We start from the raw sequence: 19,851 nt of genomic DNA on the forward strand, positions 1-19,851 counted from the left end.
GGGATGGTCATGACGCACGCGGCATCGTCATCGGGTCGCCGAACGGGTCGGCGGTGAATAGCAGATCTTCCGGACCGAGACGGTCTCCGTGTGCGAATAGCTGGTGTTCGTCGATGACCATGATCGGCATGGTGTCGTTTCCGGTGGCGATTACATGGACGACCTCGCCGGTGCGTAGTGCCTGGCGGGTCGCCATTCGGGCGCAGTGGGTCACGTTCATAAAAGCGGTCGTCATTTTCGATCTCCGTGGAAAAATGCCGACGCTGGCGAACCAGCGTCGGCGATTGGCGGGGTCAGGCCGCCTTGCGTTCGGCGACAGGCGGGGTGCCGAGGGGACCGCGACGGTCGACCACACTGATCCGCCGCGTCCTCGCCTCTTCGACCAGACGCTCGAGAACGCCGTTCCCCGGGTAGGCGATGACGTAGCGGGGCTTGATCGAGAGGAACTGTTCATTGCGGCGGAACCCGGCACGCTGTCCGAGCTTGGGATCGAGACCGAACACGACCTGCGGGATTTTCTTGCGCTCGGCCCAGCCAGCGGCGAACCGGTCAATTCCCTTGGTGTCCCCACCGTGGACCAGGACCATGTCGCCGACGCGGTCGTGAACCCGGTCGAGGGTGCGGAACAGATCGTCAGCGAACTGCTTCGCGTCGGCTTCGTCGATCACCATGCGGCCACCCGAGAACACCACCGGAGTGCCTGCGGGCATCGCCTGAGCCTTCTTGGTCTCGGCGCGGGCACGCATGAACGCGCGACCTTCGACGATTGCGGAGGTCATTCCCGGTACGGAGCGACCGCCGCGCTGTGCACGCCAGCTGTAGCTGGTCTCGGCGCAGTAGAGCATCGCGGCCTGTTCGCGCATGACCTGGAACGACTGCATGACCTGCTCGGCTTCACGGGCGCGGTCGATCACGGTTTCGAGGTTGGCGGAGCCGATCTCCGATTGGTCGCGGTCGCGGACGAGCATGCGGATCTCGTCGCTCAGATCATCGAGCTTGCGCTCCTGCTTTTCACCGGCCCGGTGGAAGATGTTGACGAACTGCCAAGCGAGGTCTTCGGCGGGTTTCTCCATCGGCGTATCGGCGAAGATACCGAACATCTCGTTCCAGGCGGCGCGGACGGAGTGTTCGAGAGCATCGGTGCCCGGGAAATCCTGTGATGGTTCGGCGTCCTTGACGCTCAGGCCCTCCAGGCCGGCGGCGAGGAGGATGGAGGCGAGACTGGCTTGCATCGGGAAAGCTCCTTGGATGATCGCCGGCAGGAGATCCGTCGGCGTGAGCCCGATCAGACCGGTGGCCTTGGTGGCAGCACCGAGCGCGAAGACGCGAGGGAAACCCCTGATCGAGGGGTGGTGCGGGCAGCCTGTCCCCCGGCCCCGTCGAAGACGGAGAGCCGGAGAGGACAGGCAACACGGCCCGCAGGTCAGGGGTTGCTGCTACCGGGGCTTCCGGTCAGGGCTCCCTCTAAGCCGACGGACCCCGCCGGTGGTCAGGCAAGCACGCTATCGTGCAAGCACGCTTGCTTTGACCTCCGCCGTTGGTCGGGTGGACGCGCAGAAGACGCGGTGGAGGTCATTCCGGCTCGTCGCGGTCGAACAGGACCCAGTCGCATCCGGCGTGTTCGGCATCCGACAGGATCGCCCAGAGCCGTTCCGAGACCTCGGTCGGCTTGCTGTCGTCGAGCACCATGCAGGTGTGAGCGATGAAGCCGTATGGATGCGCGACGACGGGAATCCCGTGATAGTTGAGCGGGTGTCGGGCATCGCTGCCATCAAACAGACGATCGATCGCCGCGAGTTCGGCACCGGGGAGTGTTCCGGTTGAGATGTTAGCGAGGCCGGTGATGCGCATGGTCGAGCTCCTTGGCTGGAGAGGCGCGGAGAGAGGAAGAGGGAAGGCGCGGACATCGTTGGTTGTTATTTACGCCAGCACCGAGATTAGACGGTTATCTTGCCGGCCACGCAGCGCGGAGTTCGCGCTCGTTGCGCAGCCGGTCGACGACAGCCAGGTCAGGATGCGTCTGGATCAACCGCTCGAGGGCTTCGTCGGTCAGCATGGCCGGATCAAACTTTGGACCCTTGGGGCGAGGCATGAATGCGCGCCCCGATGCAAGAGACCGTTGCCGGTTGCAAAGCTCAACCAGCAGTGTGCCCATTTCGGCCCTGGACAGTTCCGAGGCGAGGCCGTGGTGTGGCGGCACCGGATTGTAACGACCGGGTTGGAACATGCGCGCGGTGCGCGATGCCGGGTCGATCGGTGCTCTGTCGAACTCGCCCGATGGTCAGGGAGCGGCACATGTCACGCATTCGGCCATAGTGTTCCGACGACGCGCGCAGCTTGCCGCCCTCGTCCATCACGCGGTCGCACCATTCACCGATGGTGGCCCAGTCGATCAGGGACCTGACGATGTCGAAAATCCGGCCTCGCGCTCGGCTTCGACTTCAACCCGCTTGGCCTCCTCGGTTTCGGCGCATTAGTCTTCGCAATCTAATGCATCGGGTCTCTCGATAACGGAAGGTCGACCAAACGAACAGTCGACCATCGACGTACAGGCCGACAGCGGTTTGCGTGAGTTACTTTTGACCGAGTCCCTCTCGATGACTGCGGCAAGTCCTACCGGAGTTGCGACTTGTAAGAGAAAGCCATTGATTCAAATTGAAAAAAACAATGCATTGACTCCGTAGTAGCCTGAACGCAGGTTACTGCGTCGCCTGGGGCGAACATGTGGGGGGATCTATGTCGGCCGAACCGAAACCTGTCATTTCATCGAATGAACTCAAGGCGCTTTCGACGATCAAGCCGTCTCTCGCCGATGCGCATGCGTCGAGCGTCATCACGCATTTCATGGCGCATGGTGCTCTTCAAGCGTTCGTCCAAGACGCCACTGTCGCTATCAAAACCGAACATCTGAAGAGCCGTCATCCGCGGGAGATGGCGTTAAGTGGGGTCCATGCCGGCGTCGAGGCCTCGCTGATGAAGTTGCAGGCGGCAGCCCGCTTTTACTTCATGAAGCTCGAGCCCGACTTCGAATATATCATCCCCTCTTCGCTGATGTCGTATCTGACTCGTCCCGGCAAAGGCACGATGTATGACGAAGGGGCCGAGCCGAGCGACCTTCCCGTCTCAATCACCTTTATAGGGCAGTTCATAGATCATGACTTAACCAAGAACGCTACCAACCTCGTATCCGACGAGAGCAGCGTGATCGTCACGGATGTGGCCTCCCCGTTCATTGATCTCGACAGTGTCTACGGTCCGCGGACTGACGATGACGGGTCAGGCGGCATGGTCTCGCCGATGAGTCACGGGAAGTTCGTCCTGACCAAGCTCGACGCGTCGAACAACGCCTATGATGTGCAGCGCGACGGCTCCGGCGGGGCCATGATTGAGGACGGGCGCAACGACGAGAACCAGTTGATATTGCAGGTGCACTTGCTGCTGATGCGGGTGCACAACCTGCTCGTCAAAGATCTGGGGATGAGCAAGTCCCAGGCACAGAGGGAAACGGTCTTCAACTGGCAAAGCGTCGTGCTCAACGATCATCAGGAATCGGTTCTAGATGCGACTGTCCGCCAACACGTGCTCACCGATCTCGAGAACGAGGTCAAGCACCCCGGTAGCGTCCATCGCTTGAAATACCGGCCTAGCAATAAGTCCCTTAAAATGCCTCATGAGTTTGCGATCGCATTCCGCTACGGCCACAGCCAGTTGCGAAACGGCTACTTCGTTGGCCCGAACCGTTCCTTTCCTTTGTTCGACAATCTCGATGCCGGGCCCGCATTCAAGGATCTGCGCGGGAGCCGCGCTTTGACACCCGATCGCGCGATCGACTGGCCCTTTTTCATCACTCCAGCCGACGACCAACGGCGGTCAAACCTTCTCGATACCCACATCACCAGCGCTGTGTTTGACCTGCCTGAAAGCGCGGTTCCCGATACTCCGACGAAGTTCCTCGGTAACCTGCCGCAGCGGAATCTGATTCGCAGCCGCGAGATCGGGCTGACGAGTGGTGAAAAGCTGTTCGACTTCTACTTTGGCGCGCACGCAGAGGGCAAACTGACACCGGATCAGGTCGAGCCGGACGCAAGTTTTCAGCCTCTTTTTCACTTCGCGGGCGGATTCCACACGCCACTGTGGTATTACGTCCTTAAGGAGGCAGAGCTTGCCGGCGGCAAGCGTCTCGGCAAACTAGGTAGCAGGCTGGTTGGCGAGGTGGTCGGAGGGGCAGTCTATTACAATCCCGTCGCCTACGTCCATGAACACTCGTGGAAATCGGTGATAAGTCATTCGCGGGTCGTCAAGATGAAAGATTTGGTCGATTTCGTAACTGGCAAAGATGCTAGTTGAATAGTTTTTAAAGATCGTATGCCATCTGCTTTGGTAAGTGCGCCGCAGCCAGAGCGAGTTTATTCAACATCAAATTCGATCAAGCTTCATTGATGCGGAAGCTTAGCCGTAAGCTGCAATGTGCCTGAGGCTTATTGGGTTGTCGCCAAAGACGGGAGGCAGCCGATGCCCTCCGCTCAGTCTGCGAGCGCGAGTGGTGATACGGCATACGTCTCTGATCTTGGCCCGCTATCGTCATCACCCTCGGTGCCGGAAGCGCGACCGGCACGGACGTGCAGGTAAGTTGCAGCTTCTTCGGCGCGGGCCGCTGCGGTCATTAGCGCGCGTTCATCGGCGCGAAGCATGCGCAGCCAGTGATCGATGTAGCTGGCGTGATTGTCGAGGTGGGTGACGGGTAACCCGAGATCAGCGCCGATCAGGGCCGAGCCGAGTTCGGCGACGAGCTCCTCGGCGGCGTAGGCCTCGCTGCCGAACCTGTTTGCGAGGTCGCGGTTGAGCCGGCTTGCGTGCCCCGTCCAATGTGTCAGCTCGTGCGCGGCGGTTGCGCCGTAATCGGCATAGGTGTCGAACGCCGCGGGCTGCGGCATATGGATGGTGTCGAGGCTTGGGTAGTAGCATGCCTGGTTGCCGCCGTGGACGATCGCTGCGCCCGTGCCGGCGATGAACGCGTCGATCTCGGCGCGGTGGGCTTCGTCCTGCGGACTGCCGGGTTCGACAGCGACGGGCGCCGGCGGTGCGAACCGGTCGGGAAGCCCGTCGACCTGCGCGAGTAGGGTAGGCCGGCAACGTCTCATTGAGAACATTGCTCGGCCCCCCTCCGAACCGGACGTGCACCTTTCAGCGCATCCGGCTCTCCACGACTGCGTGCTATCCGCCGTTGGCGGTCGGTTGGTTGTCCGGCGTGGACGGCGTTGTGACAAGGCACGCAGAGAACCGCGCGCTTGCGCTGTCGTGCTGCTCGCATGGAGCGAGACAACCCGGCATGCGCCATCTCAGCGATCCGGCGGACGTGATGGACTTCGCAGGGAAGATCTTCACGACCGCAACGCTCGCACTGACGCGCGTTGAGCCGTTCGACTAACTCCGTTCTGCTGAACACGAACTGGGTGGACCGGGGTATGTCTATCCCTCCCCACGTTCGGACGTGCTGCCGAAGGTCCTTCAACTGCCACAGCTTGATCGCTCGGGCTTCGTCTCCCACCTCGAAGCGTATGAAGAAGTCTGTCCCACGCCGCATTCTCGCGAAGACACTGCGAACCGATGTCCGATGCTTCGAAGCGATGGTTTTGACGCAAGAGAATAGGGCGAAGTAGCCGCCTTTATTCAGCTTGCGCTTCACATCGTCGGCAAGGGCATAATAGTTCGCAAAGCCGCGCCATTGTGCATTGTAGGCGAGAACGATCTCCACATCGCTCGCGAAGCGCAGTTCAGGTCGGCCACGGGGTTGGAAGGCTTCATAATCCCCCCAACCCTTGTCGTTGACGAACCGGACAACCCGATCTCTTGGAACTCGGAGCCGCAACCGATCCGCCAAGCCGCGCCGCAATGTCGGACGACCACTGAAGATCGCCTTATGCGGGTTACGGTTGGTGCTGGTGCAGACCTGATATCCAAGGAACCGCGCCCCGTCCGTCGCTTTTCGGATTCCGCTTTTCTCAGCAGAGATTTCCAGCTTTAGAGTATCGGCCAGGAAAACCCTGACCTCGTCCATGAGCTGGCGAGCTTCCGCCTTGCTGCCGGTCACCCCGATGAGAAAGTCATCGGCGTAGCGACAGTATCGCAGTCTCCGATAGTTTGGGTCAAGGGCGTCGGATGCCGGAACGGTCGCCCGTTCTGCTTTAAGCCGACCTATCTCCTCCAACATGGAGTCGATCTTCTGGGGGTCAGCATGCCCTTTGGCACGCTTAGCATCCAGTTGCTTCCGAAGGTAGCAAGTTCGTAGGCCTATACGCCTGCTGTCTTTCGACCGCGCGCGTTTGTCCCCCTTGGTAAAGCTGGCGATCCGCTCCTGCACGAACAAATCGAGTTCGTGCAGGTAGATATTAGCCAGCATCGGGGAGACGACCCCACCCTGCGGTGTGCCACTGTAGGTCCGATGATAGACCCAGTCCTCGATATAGCCTGCCTTCAACAAGCCGCGGACGAGACGCACAAAGCGCCGATCCGCAATCCGTCTTTCCAGCAAACCGATCAGAACATCATGATCGATGTTGTCAAAAAATCCGACAACATCAACGTCGATCAGCCACTTCACCCCCGTCCATTGGGCGCGGATTGACTCCAACGCCGTATGGCACGAACGCCTCGTTCTAAATCCATGAGAGTGCTGTGAGAACAGCGGTTCATAGATTTCTTCAAGCAGCGTCCGCACCACTTCCTGGACGAGCTTGTCCTCCGTGGTCGGCACGCCAAGCGGCCGTTTCTTGCCGTTGGCTTTCGGAATGTAAACCCGACGTACCGGCTTTGGTCGATAGCTTCCATCCGCCAGCCGGTCGATGATCGACGAGACCTTCTCCGGCGAAAAGCCGTCGAACGTCTCTCCGTCAACACCCGGCGTCATCGCCCCCTTATTAGGCGCGATCTTTTGATAAGCATGCTCCCATAGGAGCGGGCTTTTCATCAAGCGGAAGAGACCATTAACCTGCCGACCCGACCTGATTATGGTCGGGAGTGACCGGACGGCCCTCTCAATGGTATCTGGCAGCATTAGCACACCTCCTTGTGAGGACGTCTGATCGCAGTCGCTGCCGCCCTTCCCCCGAGCGTTGAGGCGTTTCGCGCCGGTTGCCCTGCGCTTATGGCCGCGCCCGTCCCCCACCAATTGTGGGGGCTGTCCCGGTCGTTACACCGGGCTTTCGAGTACTATGGCGGCTCCGTCGCCGTGCAGGTCTGGCAAGCCATCCTGTTTAGGCGATCCCGTAATTACGGAAGTTGGAGTTCCGACGTGGTTAGGTGCCCCGTTCGTTCACTTACCCCTCCCTACAGAGGGTGCGCCGGAGAGGCTGGCAGGCTTACGGTAAAACCGTTCGCTCGGGAGGAACTCAACGCCCTTTCCTCCATCTCTCCGATGTGCCGCGTCAACCATTCTGCGACACCGCTCCGTTATTTGCCGCTGCAAACTGGGGTTCAGGCAGTATAGCTTTCACCTTACACGTCTTGCCCTGATCCATGACGCCGCAAATGGTTTTGGCGCTTCCGGACCTTTTCTGAACATGCTACTTTTCCCCGCCCCTTTCGGGGTTACAGCCATTGCTGGCCGAGGTTAGTCCAGTGGACATGATCTATAACCAGCAAGATCATCTACTCATGGTAGAGCTCCTCTTTACTTCCGCCGTTACGGCGCACCATTAAACACGTTGTAGGACTTCATGACTCGGCGGGTGCGGTCTTCGTCACCGTCGTTCGTGTCAGCGCCGCTGGCGTTGTCGCGGGCGAGATAGGTCTTGTAGAACACCGCGATCGTGCTGCGCTCACCCTTGCGGACCTGGCCGCCGAGTTCGGCTGCCTGGCGGTACGTCATCCACGTTGGGCTGATATAGCCGTTGGTGTCGGCGACGACCCAGAGCCATAGCGCGTTGATGCCGCGATAGGGCTGGCCGCACGCGCGCATCGGGCGGCCGCTATGGCCGCGTGACGTCGCCCAGGTGCGCCGCCATGGGCTCACCCCGGCTTCGAGCCGGGCTATGATCGCGTCGGTGATCAGCTTGGCCGGGCTAATTGTCTCGGCGCGCGTGCGGGTGCTGCGGGAGGGAACGGATTTCATCGGAAGGGCTCCTCAGCCCCGGCCGGTGATCGGCGCGAGGTCACTCCGGCCCCGCCCCCTCCCCTTTCGACCCGATCAGGCCATGAGTTCGCCGATTACGGCCGCTGCACGTTCGACAGGTGCGAACAAACGAGTTTTGTAAGCGATAACTTCCGTGAACATTCCGAGTGACTTGTACCATTCGAGCCGCGTCGCGACGTAGTCGCGCACCTCGATGCGGGTCGAGCCGTTGACCAGAACCGACTTCAACGTCAGCGGCGTTCCGGGTAGCTGCACCTGGGTGCCACGGCGCGAAAGCGAGGCGACGATGGTCGGGATATCGAGCGCGATGTCGATCGCGATGCCGAGTGTGCTGGCGAGCTTGCCGAGATCTTCCTCGGCGACGTGACGGCCAAGATATGACTGGCCGTCGTTGTCGGTGACGCGCGACACCGACACGAAGTCGCCGGGAAGCTGGTTCCAGATCGGCAGAAGCAACCCGGTTGCGAGGTTGATCCGCTCGACGTCGACCCGCAATGCGGCGGCCTCGGCTTCTGCCCGCCACAGCGTCTCGAACGTCGCGGCGTCGACCGGAGCCCAGCTGCTTTCGTCGAGCAGCGATTGGCGCATCCGTTCCCGCTTGGTTGGACGAATAAGTTGCATGACGGTGATGACGTCGCCGTCGTCGGCCATCACCGAGTAGGACGGGATCAACGCGGCGACCATTCCCGATCGCGTGTTGCGCATCCATTCGACCTGTTCGCCGACAAGAGCGCGGGAGACGAGGTCGTCGTAGCCGAGCACCTTCGGCTTACGATGGAGCTCGAGCCGCACAAGGTGGGTTTCGGCTCCCGAGTAAGCGTCAGTGCGAAGCAGATGCCGCTCGACCTCGACGATGCGCTCGGCGGCGATCGTCTCGACCCCGACGTCGAGCCGACCTGCGGCGCGTAGAGCGTCGATCCGGGCTTCGACGAGGCCGAGATACTCGTCGAACACGGCATTTTGCAGTGCGATCGGGAACGCCAGCAGCCGGTTGAGCCAACGCTGGATTGGCGGCAGGTCCTCCTTGAGCCCGCCGCTGTCCTGGTCGGTCAGGGCGAGCCCCGATCTTCGGCAGAACGCCGCGAACCCGATGCTGGTCAGTTTTCCGTCGTAGAGCAGATGATACCAGCTGGTCAGAGCCTCCTTGGCATGATCGCTCTCAAGGTTGTCGGCGGGGTTAAACAGGTTCTGGCCGCCGGTCTGGCGCTGGCCGCGCGTCAGTGCGCCGAGACTGTCGAGGCGGCGGGCGATCGTCGAGATGAAGCGCTTTTCGCCCTTGACGTCGGTCGTCACCGGTCGGAACAGCGGCGACGACGCCTGATTGGTGCGGTGCGAGCGGCCGAGCCCCTGGATTGCGGCATCAGCCCGCCACCCCGGCTCGAGGAGGTAGTGGACACGGCGGCGCTGGTTCTTCGCCGCGCTGTCGGCATGATAGCTGCGACCGGTGCCGCCGGCGTCGCTGAACACGATGATCCGCTTGTTGCCGTCCATGAACGCGCTGGTTTCGGCGAGGTTGGTCCGGGGCGAACGAGTCTCGAGCTTCTGCTCGCCGTTCGATTGGCGGATCAGCCGCTTGGTCCGCCCGGTGACCTCGGCGACCTCGTCGCTGCCGAAGTGATTGATGATTTCGTCGAGCGCGGTCGAGACCGCTGGCAGCGAGCACAGCTGCTCGATCATCGCGTCACGCATCGCGACGGCCTCGGCGCTGACCACTGGGTTGCCGTCGGCGTCGAACGCGGGCCGCGACCGCATGAAGCCCTCGGCGTCGACGAAGGGCTCCATTGCGCGGGTCGGGAACGCGGTCGTTAAATAGTCGATGACGTATTCGCGGGGCGAGAGCTCGATCTCGAGCTCGGCGCGCTCGTCGGCCGTCAGGTCGGCCAGTCGGCGGCCGAGCATCGCTTCGGCGGTTGAGACCAGCTGGATCACAATCGCATTGCCCCCGGCAAGATCGCGTTCGATCGCCGCCAGCAGCGACGGCAGCTTCATCGCCGTCAGCGTCTGCGCAAAGAAGCGCTGCTTGGTACTCTCGAACCTCGACAGGGCCGCGCCCTTGGCCTGGCCGTTGAGCGTCTTGCCGGAGATCGCATCGACGACGCCGGTTGCGGCGAGGACGGCGTCGAGGTTCTGATGGATCACCTCCCAGGCTTCGCAATAGATATCGTAGATCGCGATCTGCGCCGACGTCAGTTTGTGCTCGAGGATGTCGTACTCGACGCCGTCGAACGACAGCGCTCGCGATGTGTAGAGGCCGAGCGCCTTTAGGTCGCGGGCGACGAGTTCGATCGCCGCCATGCCGCCGTCGATCATCTGCTGCATGAAGATCTCGCGGGTCTCGAACGCGGTGCCCGTCCCCCACAGGCCGAGCCGCGTTGCATAGGCGAGGTTGGCGATCGCAGTCGCGCCGGTTGCCGAGACATAGAACACCCGGGCGCGGGGTAGCAGTTGTTGCAGGCGAACCCCGCAAATCCCCTGTTCGGAGCCCTTCATCACGCCGCGCGTCGTCTCGCTGCCGGCGGCGTTCGCCATTGCGTGCGCTTCGTCGAACACGATCAGGCCCTCGAATGTCGCCGTGCCGCCGGCGGTCACCCAGGCGATAATCTGGTCGAGGCGGCTGCCCTTCTCAGGCCGGGCCGAGCGGAGCGTCGCGTAAGTCGCGAACAGGATGCCGTCGGTCATCGTCACCGGGTTGCCGAGCGACCAGTCCGACAAGGGCTGGATATCGATGCCGATGCCGCCGAGCGCCGACCAGTCGCGTCGGGCGTCCTCGAGGAGCGACGATGTCTTCGACACCCAGACGTGGCGTCGCGACCCCCGGACCCATTGGTCCATGATCGCGGCGGCGACCTGACGGCCCTTGCCGGCGCCGGTGCCGTCGCCGAGAAAGTACCCGGCGCGGTACGCCCTGCCCTGGGCATCTTCGACGAGGGTCATCCCCTCCTTCTCGACGCGGTACGTTCCGGGAAGGTCGCGGTCGAACGACTGGCCAGCGTAGCAGACCGTCTCGAGCTGGGCCTGCGAGAGAGCCGTCGCGGCCATTTGCGGCAGCCGCGGTATGTACGACGGCGGCGGCGGTACGATCGATGCCATCGCCAGGGATTCAACGAGCGCCGTCGGGTGCGGTGTTGCCTCGGCAAAGTCGATCCGGGCGACACGGTACGGGACGTAGATCCCGACGGGGTCGGCTGCGGGGAGGGGTACGGGGCGCACGGTGTAGTCGACGTTTCGGACGTCGGCTCCGGCGAAGTCGAGCTGCGGCGGTCGCGGCGCGAGCGGACGTGCGGTTTGCGACCGCGTTAGCAGCCCGCCAGACGGCACTGGAAGCGTCCTGATGCCGATCCTGGGCGTTGCGGGCGCGGACGACAGGCAAAGACGCGGAGGAAGGGTGGAGACGGCCTGCAGGACCTCGGCGAGCGTCGCGGCGGTGACGCGTGGTCCGGCGTCACTGCGGCCCTTGTCGTAGACCATCAGGCGGACATCGATGCCGGTGCCGTGCTTGGCGTAGACCGAGCCGAGGCACAGGATGTCGGCGGTCGGCGGCACGATCTTCGCCACGGCCGCATAACCGGCGGCTCCGCTCGTGTCAGCGGCGAACCACGACGGCATGATCGCGACAAGGCGTCCGCCTTCGGCAAGGGAAAGCAGTGCCGAGCGCAGGTGCCGGGCACCGGCGAACGCGTCGTCGCCGATGCCGGCGGATTTCGAGTAGGGCGGGTTCATCACGACGACCGTCGGTCGTTGGGTCAGCTGATCGGCGATTGTTGCCGCATCGTGCTTGCTCACAACCGTGCCAGCGAACAAGCGTGCAAGCAGGGTAGCACGCAAGCCGTCGAGTTCGTTGAGAAGAACACGCCGCGTCCGGCGGAACGCCTGGACAGCGAGCAGCCCGGTCCCCGCCGACGGTTCGAGGACGACATCGGTCGCGGTGATCGCGGCGGCAAGGCCGGCGAGATAGGCGAGCGTCAGCGGCGTCGAGAACTGCTGCAGTGCGATTTGACCCTCGCTGCGATAAGTCTGGGTCGGCAACGCGGCCCCGTGCGCCACGAGATCCGCCAGCGTCGCCGTCGGCTCGCTCTCGTACGATGCCGGCATTGTCTGGAGCACGAGGACCTGTGCGACCTCGAGGGCGTCATACGCATCGCGCATCGACCAGAGGCCGCTGGCGTCGGATACGCCGAACGCCGCGGTCATCGCGTCGCCGAGAGATTGACGGGTGATCGCTGTACGCGCCACGATCGCGGCTGCGAGCGACCTGGCGACGTCGAACAGAGTGTCGGGCTTCGAACGCGGTTGCAAGAGAGGAAGGGTCATGGTCATGCGGGGGCTCCTGGGCTTGCCGCGGCTGTCAGCGCCGGGTCACCTCGCCGCTTGCCCCCTCCCCTCTATCGCCACCGCAATTGGCACTGCGGACCCCATGGCGTGGGGAAAAGAAAAGGGGGCCGCGATTGCCCGCGACCCCCACGGGCATCCAACACTCGCAAAACATCAGAAAGTTATGGCAGTTCGCTGGTGTCAGAATAACAGTTGGCAAAATCCCCGCTGGGCAGCTATTTACAAAAAAAGACCTCTGCATATTGTTACCAATCATAGCCCAACGAGTTAGTCGCTTTGAATTGAGGAGCTTCGGCAGGCATTCCTGCTCGAGACGTTACGAACACTAACGGGAAGTGGGTGAGTCAATGGACCTCGACAAACCGCGCTCTTTGTTAACGCACGCTGAGCAGCAGCGGATAACGGAGAATCTTGCTCGCGCCAAACAATACGGTCGACCGCGGAAGGTGTGGGTAGAAGATGGCCACGTCTTCGTCATGGGATACGACGGGGAGATTTTTTCAATGAGCTCCGACGATGCGATTGAGATGGGCCGGATGTTGAGAGAAGCCGGGGCGGATTCTTTGGTCAATCAGGTGATGGACGAGGAATATAAGCTACCAAGATAAGCTTTCTAATCGAAAGGCAATGACGCATTTACTGGCACCGAGTGAATTCTTTATATTTCTCGTAGGAAACTCTGCATCATTCCTATAATCTTCTTTTCGGTTACTGTGCGTTCAATTTCGGACGACGTATTTAATAATGTTGTGATGTGGCGCCCAATAAATCCCGAATGACCGCCATAAGCCATTGCCCATCCTTCAAATAGACGGCTGGTGACAATTCGTTGGGATATTACCCTCACATTTTTATGGCGAACATCTCGATGAATCTTATCCATTAACTCAAGGACGGACTCGTTTCGTCCCTCAAGTATTTGGATAAATCTAGCGCCAGTATACATGAGCGCGCCAGTGATTTCACTTTTTCTGTTTCGGATCATGCTCGCGTGGACAATATTGATTACAGCTTGTTCGGCATTTACGTCGTCGATACTGCTTTGACTTACGTAGAGCAGCGAAATCATATCCATCTTATTACTTCAGACGCATTTTTCTTTGGGTTAAAATATCGACCTCGTTGCTAGGAACAGCCTTGCTAAAAAGGTATCCCTGCCCCATGTCACACCCGTTGGCAATTATTGTTCGCAACTGCTCACTAGTCTCGATACCTTCAGCGACTATTTCAATCCCCAAGCCGTGTCCTAATTCGATCATTGCTTTTACAATAACGGCATCATCATGATCTCGAGTTACCTTCTTTATAAAAGATCGATCAATTTTTAGGAAATGGACGGGAAAACTCTTCAAGTGGATGAGAGAAGCATGTCCCGTGCCAAAGTCGTCCAGCGCAATTTTTACGCCCGCTTCGTTTAATAGATTAAGAGCGCGTTTGACATGGCTCTGCCCGCGATCGAGTAAAACAGTCTCGGTAATTTCGATCTGTATCTTCGATGCGGAAACATTACTCTCGTCTAAGAGACGAATCAAACGCTCTCCAAAATTGTCATCGGAGAAATCATAAGTCGAAGCGTTTATCGCAACATGCCCGAAGTTTATATCGTCAGCGATCCACCGTCTGATGTCGGCAAAGATTTTCACAGTTATCTGATCTGTTGCCGACCGGCTGAGTTTGGCATCCTGAAACAAAGCCTCAAACATTCGAGGATGTTCGGCCGCCACGCCGGGCCGATGGTAGCGGGCAAGGGCCTCAAACCCGATTACACGTCCTGATCGAAGATCGATCTTCGGTTGGTAGAAAGCAGTGACCCTCTGCTCATTCAAAGCGACACTCGCTTCCTCAAGAAATTCCATGTGCGAGTTTAGCTTTTTGAGCATTCTCGAATTAAAGGAAACAACAGCACCCCGCAGGGACTTGGCTTCAATAAGGGCCAAGTCGGAGTGCCGAAAGAGATCCACTTCGTTAGAAGCATGATCTGGGTAGAGGGCTATACCGATGCTCTGCCGGTAGGCGATCGTTCGTCCTTGATATTGAACCGGGTCTGCAAGACGGCCCGTAATCGATTTAACGGCGGAGGCAATTTGGTCATCGTCGTCAGTTACATGAATGATGATTGCGAACTCGTCTCCGCCGAGGCGGGCGACAGTGTCCTCATCACGCACGACGTTGCGCAGCTTAGTGGAGAAGTCTTTCAGTACCTCGTCGCCAGCATCATGACCGAGCCAGTCGTTGATCTGCTTAAAGTGATCCAGGTCGAGAAGCAGCAGAGCGACGCGCCCGCCCTCGCCTCGCTGCCTTTCTATCGCCTCCCTTAATGCTTTTTGAAATGCGGACCGGTTGGGAAGGCCGGTAAGAAAGTCTTTTTGCAGCGCATCGTTCAACCTAAAGGCCAAAGCGCGCTGGGCGGTAACTTGTTGATCGCGTCGGATCAACAAGGCCCTCATCTCCAGAAGGCGTTCGACCTGTCCGGCCAGCGCTCTGAGGGCTCGATGCTGCATGGCATCGAGCCCACTTGGCTTTATGAGGCGGCCTATCACACAAAGTGCGCCGACTGGCACGCCTCCAGGTTCGCGTATCGGCATGCCACCATAGAATCGGACACCAAGGTCGCCGGTCACCAGCAGATTGTCCGAAAAGGCCGGTGACTCCGTAGCGTCATTAATGATCAAAGGGTCGTTCAGGGCGACGACATGCGTACAAAATGACTCGCTGATAGGCGTTTCCCGTACCGGTAAATTGATGGCTGCCTTGAACCATTGGCGGTTCACATCGATGAGAGTAACCGCCGCCATCTCGGTTTTACAGATTTTCGCGGCCAGTATCGCGATTTCATCGAACGCGTCTTCCATGGGCGTATCCAACACGTTCAGACGGCTTAGGGCAGCGACCCGCTCATCTTGGCCAACTTCTATTAACTCTTCTAAGACGGCCCTTGTAAGGCCATCGCCGCTGTTCACCCTAACTTCCGGTAGTTTAACCCAAACACAATTCTATCCTTGGACTGTGACCGATCTATCGTGCCGTGCTCGGGAAGGCTATCATCGTACCAGAATACTTATCTGTCTGATAATTAAGAGTAATCCACCTTGGCTATGAGCCGCCAAGGAGGTCATGAATCAAGTTCTGTGTCAATGACGGCTTGGCACGACGACAGCTATTTCAGGCTGGCCGATAACAGCCTTCCTCGCATGGTCAATTGCCTTCGTGCTCGGGGCCATCGAATTACTAGCGGCCGTACGGAGCACGACATGATGGTGAATCGCCAGGCAGTGAAACGTAGGTGTCGGACCACGCCGGGATAAGCAAATCGAAGAGTGACGTGTTGGCGTCGACCCCCTCCGCTCCATTAAGAATCGGAAAGCGAGCTTGAGGCTGTCGAAGCTCGAACGTTAGCCGCATGATAAAGATTGGGCGGTCTTCTTATCCTCGAACGGGCGTCGCACCCTGCTGCTTCGACACCTAGCCTAATGCAGGCTTTGGCTCCATCCTTTCCGAAAGCTGCCAAACTGACCGTGCTCCACCCCCTTTGCTGCCACGCTCAGGCGGTGAAATTATACGTAAAAGAGCGTTGTTTGACAGCCCGCTAGAGCTTGCATTTTAAGTCGGTCGCTCCGCCGGCGCCGCTGGGCGGGCTGAGTAAAGAAAAAGGGGCCGCGTTGCCGTGCCCCCCAGTTAGTCTTCGCTAAGAAGCCCAAATTGACTTTTACGCGGCCTCCTCGAGTGCGGCCGGATTGGTTTCACCGTAGCCGGCGTCTTCGGTAGCGTCGCTAACACTGTCGTCGTTCAGCGCGACTTTAGCGTCGACGGTGCTGAACGTCATCACCGTCGGCAGCCACTCCATCGCAGCCGCCCGGACATTCGCCTCGACGATCGTCTTGCCGCTGCACAGCTTTTCGGCTGCGTCGGCGATCTCGGCCTTCTTGGCATTGGCATAGCGTTCTGCGAGCTCCGGGCCGCCGATCGTCGTCATCGCGTCGAGGACCATGCTCTTCTTGACGCGACCGAAGTAGTTTGCCGCCGTCGGACGCCACCACGCGGCGACGTCCACGCCCATTGTCCGCCCGAGATGGTTGTGGAACCCCGCGTATTGCTCGTCGGCGAGTTTCGCCTCGAGCGTCTGGGCGACAACCCACCCGGCCCACGCACCGCGCTGCTCGTCACCGAGCGCCCGGAACGCGTCGAACCGCGTGCCGGTGTTTGGCGATTCCGCCCAGCTGTGATCGAGTTGGTCGTGCATGGCCTGCAGCGACTCGACCGTCGCACCGGTCGGCTTGAAGTCGATTGGCGCGCGCGACGGCCGCGAGCCCGACAGGCTCGAGCCTCGATCGTACGACCGGCCCTGGCTGACCTTGGCATCGGCGAGCAGGAAGATCGCGAGGTCGACGGCCATGCCCGCATCGCTCGCGACGTGGAGGCCGAGCAGCTGCGTCCGTTGCAGCGCAAGCTCGTCGCGGAGGACGCGGCCGATGACCGGCGCACCGCCAGCGTCGTCGTCGCTCTTGGCAGCCGACCCGTCGGGTGCGGCTCGCGGCGTGTTCTCGACATAGACCTGCGAGTGGATGGTCGGCGTGCCGTCGGCACCGATGACGAGAAACGCAGTCGCCGAGCTGCGGATCTCGGGGTCGACTTCGCTCGGCCGCGCTTCGAGTGCTTCTGCCTCGGCCTGCAGCGCCTCCCACCGGGCTTCACTGGTCTCGGTCGGACCGTCTTCCTCGGTTTCAGCCTCGATGGTCTCGAGCTCGGTTGCGATCTCCTCGAGTCGGGCCTGCTGTTCGGGGGACGGCGCGATCGGCTTCGCGTAGACCGGGCGCAGCTTCTCGGTCATCGTCCAGTCGGGGCGCGTCGCTAGCACCGGGACGATCGCGCCGAACCCGCTGATCTGGGCTGCAGCTTCGGCCATCTTGGCCTCGGCCAGCGTGGTGACGATCGCGGCGTCGACCCACAGTTCGGTCTCGCTGTCGCCGAACAGGTCGGCTTCGACCCGGCCCCCGGCGTCAATATAGGCGTCGCGTCCGATCAGCTTGGCGAGCGGGTGAACCCCGGTGATCGTCTCATCGGTCATCATGCGGCGTACGGCGATCGCGGTGATGCCGTTGTAGCCGCCCTTGAGCTGCTCGTAGACGCGGGCCTGGCGCGCGGTGTCGGTCGTCGTGCCGAACGCCTGCGCGACCTCGAGGCTAATCTCGCCAGCGCGCAGCGCCTCGAACACGTCGTCGGCGAGGCCAGCGAGCCGGATGCGGCCCTCGATGAAGCGCGCCGTCAGGCCGAACCGCTTGGCGACGTCGTCGACGGTGGCCCCTTCGACTTCGATGAAGTGGCGGAACGCTACACACTCGTCGGCGGGGTTCATCGCCTGGCGCTCGAAGTTCTCAGCGAGGCTGGTCTCGGCGGCGGCTCTGGTGTCGTTCATCACGAACACGGGAATCTCGTAATCGACCGGGAAGATCGACGCTTCGATCAGCCCGTGTACGGCAGCGAGGCGGCGGCCGCCGGCGGTGATCTCGAACTTGCCACGCTTCTTGGGGATGCTGAACCCGATCAGGTTCTGGAGGACGCCGCGCGCTTCGACGCTCGCTTTGAGGGTCTCGAGGCGTGCCGGGTCGGCGGCGGTGCGGCGGACGTTGCGCGGGCTGAGGATGCAGTTGCGTGCCTGGATCATCTGGACGGTCATCGTGGGTCTCCGGTCGAGCTCAAGGCCACCATGGCCAGCTCACTCCGGCGCAGCCCCCTCCCCTCTCCCGGCCATCAGGACGTCTGCCCAGTCATTGTGTACCGACGGCGGCCACACGGCCTCGATTGTCAGACCGTCTCGTTGAAGCCCTTCGTGTGCCAGCTGCGCAGCGCGGGCGCCGCCGGCGTCGTTGTCGGCGAGTATGACGAGGTGTTCGACGCAGTGCGGGATCGACACGATGCCAAAGCGTTCGTTACCGAGAACCGCCCATACGGGGATGCCGTGGATCGTGCTCGCCGCCAACGCCGTCTCGATACCCTCGGCGATGCCCAGCACGCGGGTTGCTGCCCCGATCCGTACGGCGCCCGTTTCGGGTACTGCGAGCAGCCGCTTGGGGTTATCGAAGTTCGCCTGACGTGCGGTAGCGCCGTCGAGGAACGTACGGTGGACCGCGACCAGTCCGGCGTCATCCCTCACTGCGGCGATCATTGCTGGGTGGAACGTGGCATCGCTGGTACGGCCGAGCTGAACCCGAGGGTGAAAGCGTAGCTGCGCGCTGTGCGAGACGAGGTGTCGTGACGCCAGATAGCGCGCGGCCAACGATCCCGTCAGCGGGCGCGATGTCGCCCAGAGGCGCTCGGCGAGGGGTTGCAGGTTCGTGGTCTCGGCTCGGTTCGCCTCGTGGCTGGTGCGGACCCCGGCGCTGTCGATGACCCGAAGCGCCTTGAGGACGTCGACAGAGTTGCAGCCTGCAAAGCAATGGACGAGCAGGGTTTTGTCGCCCACCCTGATTGATAGGCTCGGGCTCCCATCGTCGTGGGCCGGGCAACGGCACATGCCGCCGCGCGGGGTCCACTTGCCGTCGAGCTGTTCGACGAGCGCCCTGCCCTGCTGTTCGAGCTCGCTGCGCGACACTGTCCGGGCGGTCATGACGGCAGCCCCGCGCGGGCCAGTTCAAGTTGCAGCCGGGCAAGCCATGCTTCAGCGGCGTACTCGCTCGTCCAGGGTTCCCAGGCGACGTAGTCGTCGCGATCCGCGCCGTACATCAGCGGGTCACGCATGAGAGGCGTATCCTCGATCGCCAGCGTGTCGCGGATCTGTTCTGCCGACCATCGAACGACATGGAGCGCCTCGCTGGCCGCGGCGATGCGGTCGGCGGCTTTGTGTTGCTGCCATTCTTGGGGTGACAACGTCGGCAGTTTGTATCGGTCTGCAACCGCGCGCGCGAGGCGGCGGCATAGCTCGCGGAACGGTTCGCCTAGAAACGCCTTCAACGGTGCAATGCAATCGAACGCGATGAGGCCTTCCTCGGCATCGTGCAGAAGTTCGTAGAGAGCTAGGGGTGGCTCAAGTCTGGTGTCGCGCTCGCGTATCGCGAGGACGGTCAGGCTGTGCTGTGCAACCGAAAGCGGGCGTTTCCATGCTGAGTGACCGCCCCAACGACATGTTCTCGCCAGTCCGATCGCCAGATCAGTGTCGGTCCAGCTTGTCGCCAACGGTGCGGCCAAATCGATGATGCTGCCGCTCGGCAGGAGCACGAACGGGCGTAGATGCTGGTGTTTGATCGTGGTGGTCATCATTGGACGCTCCTTGAGTATAAACGCTTCGTCCATCTTCCGCCCCCTCCCCTCCCAGGCCATATCGCGCCTGCCGCAATTTGGTGGCTGTCCGTCGCTTCCGGGTTGACGACGGTACCGGATCGGCGGAATCTTCA

Annotated in this window: 14 protein-coding genes; 2 read left to right on the plus strand and 12 right to left on the minus strand. The window is 61.2% G+C overall.

Annotated elements, in window-relative coordinates; genetic code table 11:
* Positions 1-7: 7 nt before the first annotated feature.
* From KZX46_RS21915 to KZX46_RS21925, 3 genes are all read right to left on the minus strand, one after another.
* Positions 8-235 carry a hypothetical protein gene (locus tag KZX46_RS21915; protein ID WP_219777184.1) on the minus strand — a complete coding sequence of 76 codons (228 nt, stop codon included), beginning with the start codon at positions 233-235 and terminating at the stop codon, positions 8-10.
* A 58-nt stretch (positions 236-293) separates the two neighbouring features.
* A complete protein-coding gene (locus tag KZX46_RS21920; protein ID WP_219777185.1) occupies positions 294-1,232 on the minus strand; it encodes a DUF2493 domain-containing protein in 939 nt (312 codons plus the stop codon).
* Positions 1,233-1,572: 340 nt separating this feature from the next.
* A complete protein-coding gene (locus tag KZX46_RS21925; protein WP_219777186.1) occupies positions 1,573-1,851 on the minus strand; it encodes a hypothetical protein in 279 nt (92 codons plus the stop codon).
* 885 nt (positions 1,852-2,736) lie between these two features.
* On the opposite strand from KZX46_RS21925, the gene KZX46_RS21930 reads away from it, so the two are divergent.
* Positions 2,737-4,347, plus strand: a complete 1,611-nt coding sequence (locus KZX46_RS21930) for a peroxidase family protein (RefSeq protein WP_219777187.1) — start codon at positions 2,737-2,739, stop codon at positions 4,345-4,347.
* A 176-nt stretch (positions 4,348-4,523) separates the two neighbouring features.
* On the opposite strand, the gene KZX46_RS21935 is transcribed toward KZX46_RS21930, so the two are convergent.
* The 4 genes from KZX46_RS21935 to KZX46_RS21950 all read right to left on the minus strand — a co-directional run bounded on the left by KZX46_RS21935 (position 4,524) and on the right by KZX46_RS21950 (position 12,448).
* Positions 4,524-5,141, minus strand: a complete 618-nt coding sequence (locus KZX46_RS21935) for a zincin-like metallopeptidase domain-containing protein (protein ID WP_226896321.1) — start codon at positions 5,139-5,141, stop codon at positions 4,524-4,526.
* Positions 5,138-6,907 carry a reverse transcriptase/maturase family protein gene (locus KZX46_RS21940; RefSeq protein ID WP_226896322.1) on the minus strand — a complete coding sequence of 590 codons (1,770 nt, stop codon included), beginning with the start codon at positions 6,905-6,907 and terminating at the stop codon, positions 5,138-5,140. The genes KZX46_RS21935 and KZX46_RS21940 overlap by 4 nt, the downstream gene beginning before the upstream one ends.
* Positions 6,908-7,681: 774 nt before the next feature.
* Positions 7,682-8,110 (minus strand): ArdC-like ssDNA-binding domain-containing protein, encoded by a 429-nt coding sequence (locus KZX46_RS21945; RefSeq protein ID WP_219777189.1) that lies wholly within the window; start codon positions 8,108-8,110, stop codon positions 7,682-7,684.
* Positions 8,111-8,185: 75 nt separating this feature from the next.
* The gene (locus KZX46_RS21950) at positions 8,186-12,448 is read right to left on the minus strand and encodes a strawberry notch family protein (RefSeq protein ID WP_219777190.1); all 4,263 of its coding nucleotides are present in this window, start codon (positions 12,446-12,448) and stop codon (positions 8,186-8,188) included.
* 362 nt (positions 12,449-12,810) lie between these two features.
* On the opposite strand from KZX46_RS21950, the gene KZX46_RS21955 reads away from it, so the two are divergent.
* Positions 12,811-13,071, plus strand: a complete 261-nt coding sequence (locus KZX46_RS21955; protein ID WP_219777191.1) for a hypothetical protein — start codon at positions 12,811-12,813, stop codon at positions 13,069-13,071.
* 50 nt (positions 13,072-13,121) lie between these two features.
* Here KZX46_RS21955 and KZX46_RS21960 read toward each other — a convergent pair whose 3' ends face one another.
* From KZX46_RS21960 to KZX46_RS21980, 5 genes are all read right to left on the minus strand, one after another.
* Positions 13,122-13,538 (minus strand): BLUF domain-containing protein, encoded by a 417-nt coding sequence (locus tag KZX46_RS21960; protein ID WP_219777192.1) that lies wholly within the window; start codon positions 13,536-13,538, stop codon positions 13,122-13,124.
* 4 nt (positions 13,539-13,542) lie between these two features.
* Positions 13,543-15,423 carry a bifunctional diguanylate cyclase/phosphodiesterase gene (locus KZX46_RS21965; RefSeq protein WP_219777193.1) on the minus strand — a complete coding sequence of 627 codons (1,881 nt, stop codon included), beginning with the start codon at positions 15,421-15,423 and terminating at the stop codon, positions 13,543-13,545.
* 746 nt (positions 15,424-16,169) lie between these two features.
* Positions 16,170-18,137 carry a ParB/RepB/Spo0J family partition protein gene (locus tag KZX46_RS21970; protein WP_219777194.1) on the minus strand — a complete coding sequence of 656 codons (1,968 nt, stop codon included), beginning with the start codon at positions 18,135-18,137 and terminating at the stop codon, positions 16,170-16,172.
* A gap of 39 nt (positions 18,138-18,176) precedes the next feature.
* Positions 18,177-19,067 carry a toprim domain-containing protein gene (locus tag KZX46_RS21975; RefSeq protein ID WP_219777195.1) on the minus strand — a complete coding sequence of 297 codons (891 nt, stop codon included), beginning with the start codon at positions 19,065-19,067 and terminating at the stop codon, positions 18,177-18,179.
* Positions 19,064-19,717: a phosphohydrolase gene (locus tag KZX46_RS21980; protein WP_370647565.1), complete on the minus strand. Its 654-nt coding sequence runs from the start codon at positions 19,715-19,717 to the stop codon at positions 19,064-19,066. Before KZX46_RS21980 ends, KZX46_RS21975 begins: the two co-directional genes overlap by 4 nt.
* Between the last annotated feature and the right edge of the window lie 134 nt (positions 19,718-19,851).

It is taken from the genome of Polymorphobacter sp. PAMC 29334 (genome assembly GCF_019431245.1).
Taxonomy (GTDB): Bacteria; Pseudomonadota; Alphaproteobacteria; order Sphingomonadales; family Sphingomonadaceae; genus Polymorphobacter_B; species Polymorphobacter_B megasporae.

Excerpts from the sequence above, each read along its gene's own strand:
- KZX46_RS21930 (WP_219777187.1), top strand. The coding sequence starts at position 2,737 with ATGTCGGCCGAACCGAAACCTGTCATTTCATCGAATGAACTCAAGGCG.
- KZX46_RS21950 (WP_219777190.1), bottom strand. The coding sequence starts at position 12,448 with ATGACCATGACCCTTCCTCTCTTGCAACCGCGTTCGAAGCCCGACACT.
- KZX46_RS21975 (WP_219777195.1), bottom strand. The coding sequence starts at position 19,067 with ATGACCGCCCGGACAGTGTCGCGCAGCGAGCTCGAACAGCAGGGCAGG.
- KZX46_RS21970 (WP_219777194.1), bottom strand. The coding sequence starts at position 18,137 with ATGACCGTCCAGATGATCCAGGCACGCAACTGCATCCTCAGCCCGCGC.
- KZX46_RS21960 (WP_219777192.1), bottom strand. The coding sequence starts at position 13,538 with ATGGATATGATTTCGCTGCTCTACGTAAGTCAAAGCAGTATCGACGAC.
- KZX46_RS21955 (WP_219777191.1), top strand. The coding sequence starts at position 12,811 with ATGGACCTCGACAAACCGCGCTCTTTGTTAACGCACGCTGAGCAGCAG.
- KZX46_RS21920 (WP_219777185.1), bottom strand. The coding sequence starts at position 1,232 with ATGCAAGCCAGTCTCGCCTCCATCCTCCTCGCCGCCGGCCTGGAGGGC.
- KZX46_RS21940 (WP_226896322.1), bottom strand. The coding sequence starts at position 6,907 with ATGACGCCGGGTGTTGACGGAGAGACGTTCGACGGCTTTTCGCCGGAG.
- KZX46_RS21945 (WP_219777189.1), bottom strand. The coding sequence starts at position 8,110 with ATGAAATCCGTTCCCTCCCGCAGCACCCGCACGCGCGCCGAGACAATT.
- KZX46_RS21915 (WP_219777184.1), bottom strand. The coding sequence starts at position 235 with ATGACGACCGCTTTTATGAACGTGACCCACTGCGCCCGAATGGCGACC.
- KZX46_RS21980 (WP_370647565.1), bottom strand. The coding sequence starts at position 19,717 with ATGATGACCACCACGATCAAACACCAGCATCTACGCCCGTTCGTGCTC.
- KZX46_RS21925 (WP_219777186.1), bottom strand. The coding sequence starts at position 1,851 with ATGCGCATCACCGGCCTCGCTAACATCTCAACCGGAACACTCCCCGGT.
- KZX46_RS21935 (WP_226896321.1), bottom strand. The coding sequence starts at position 5,141 with ATGAGACGTTGCCGGCCTACCCTACTCGCGCAGGTCGACGGGCTTCCC.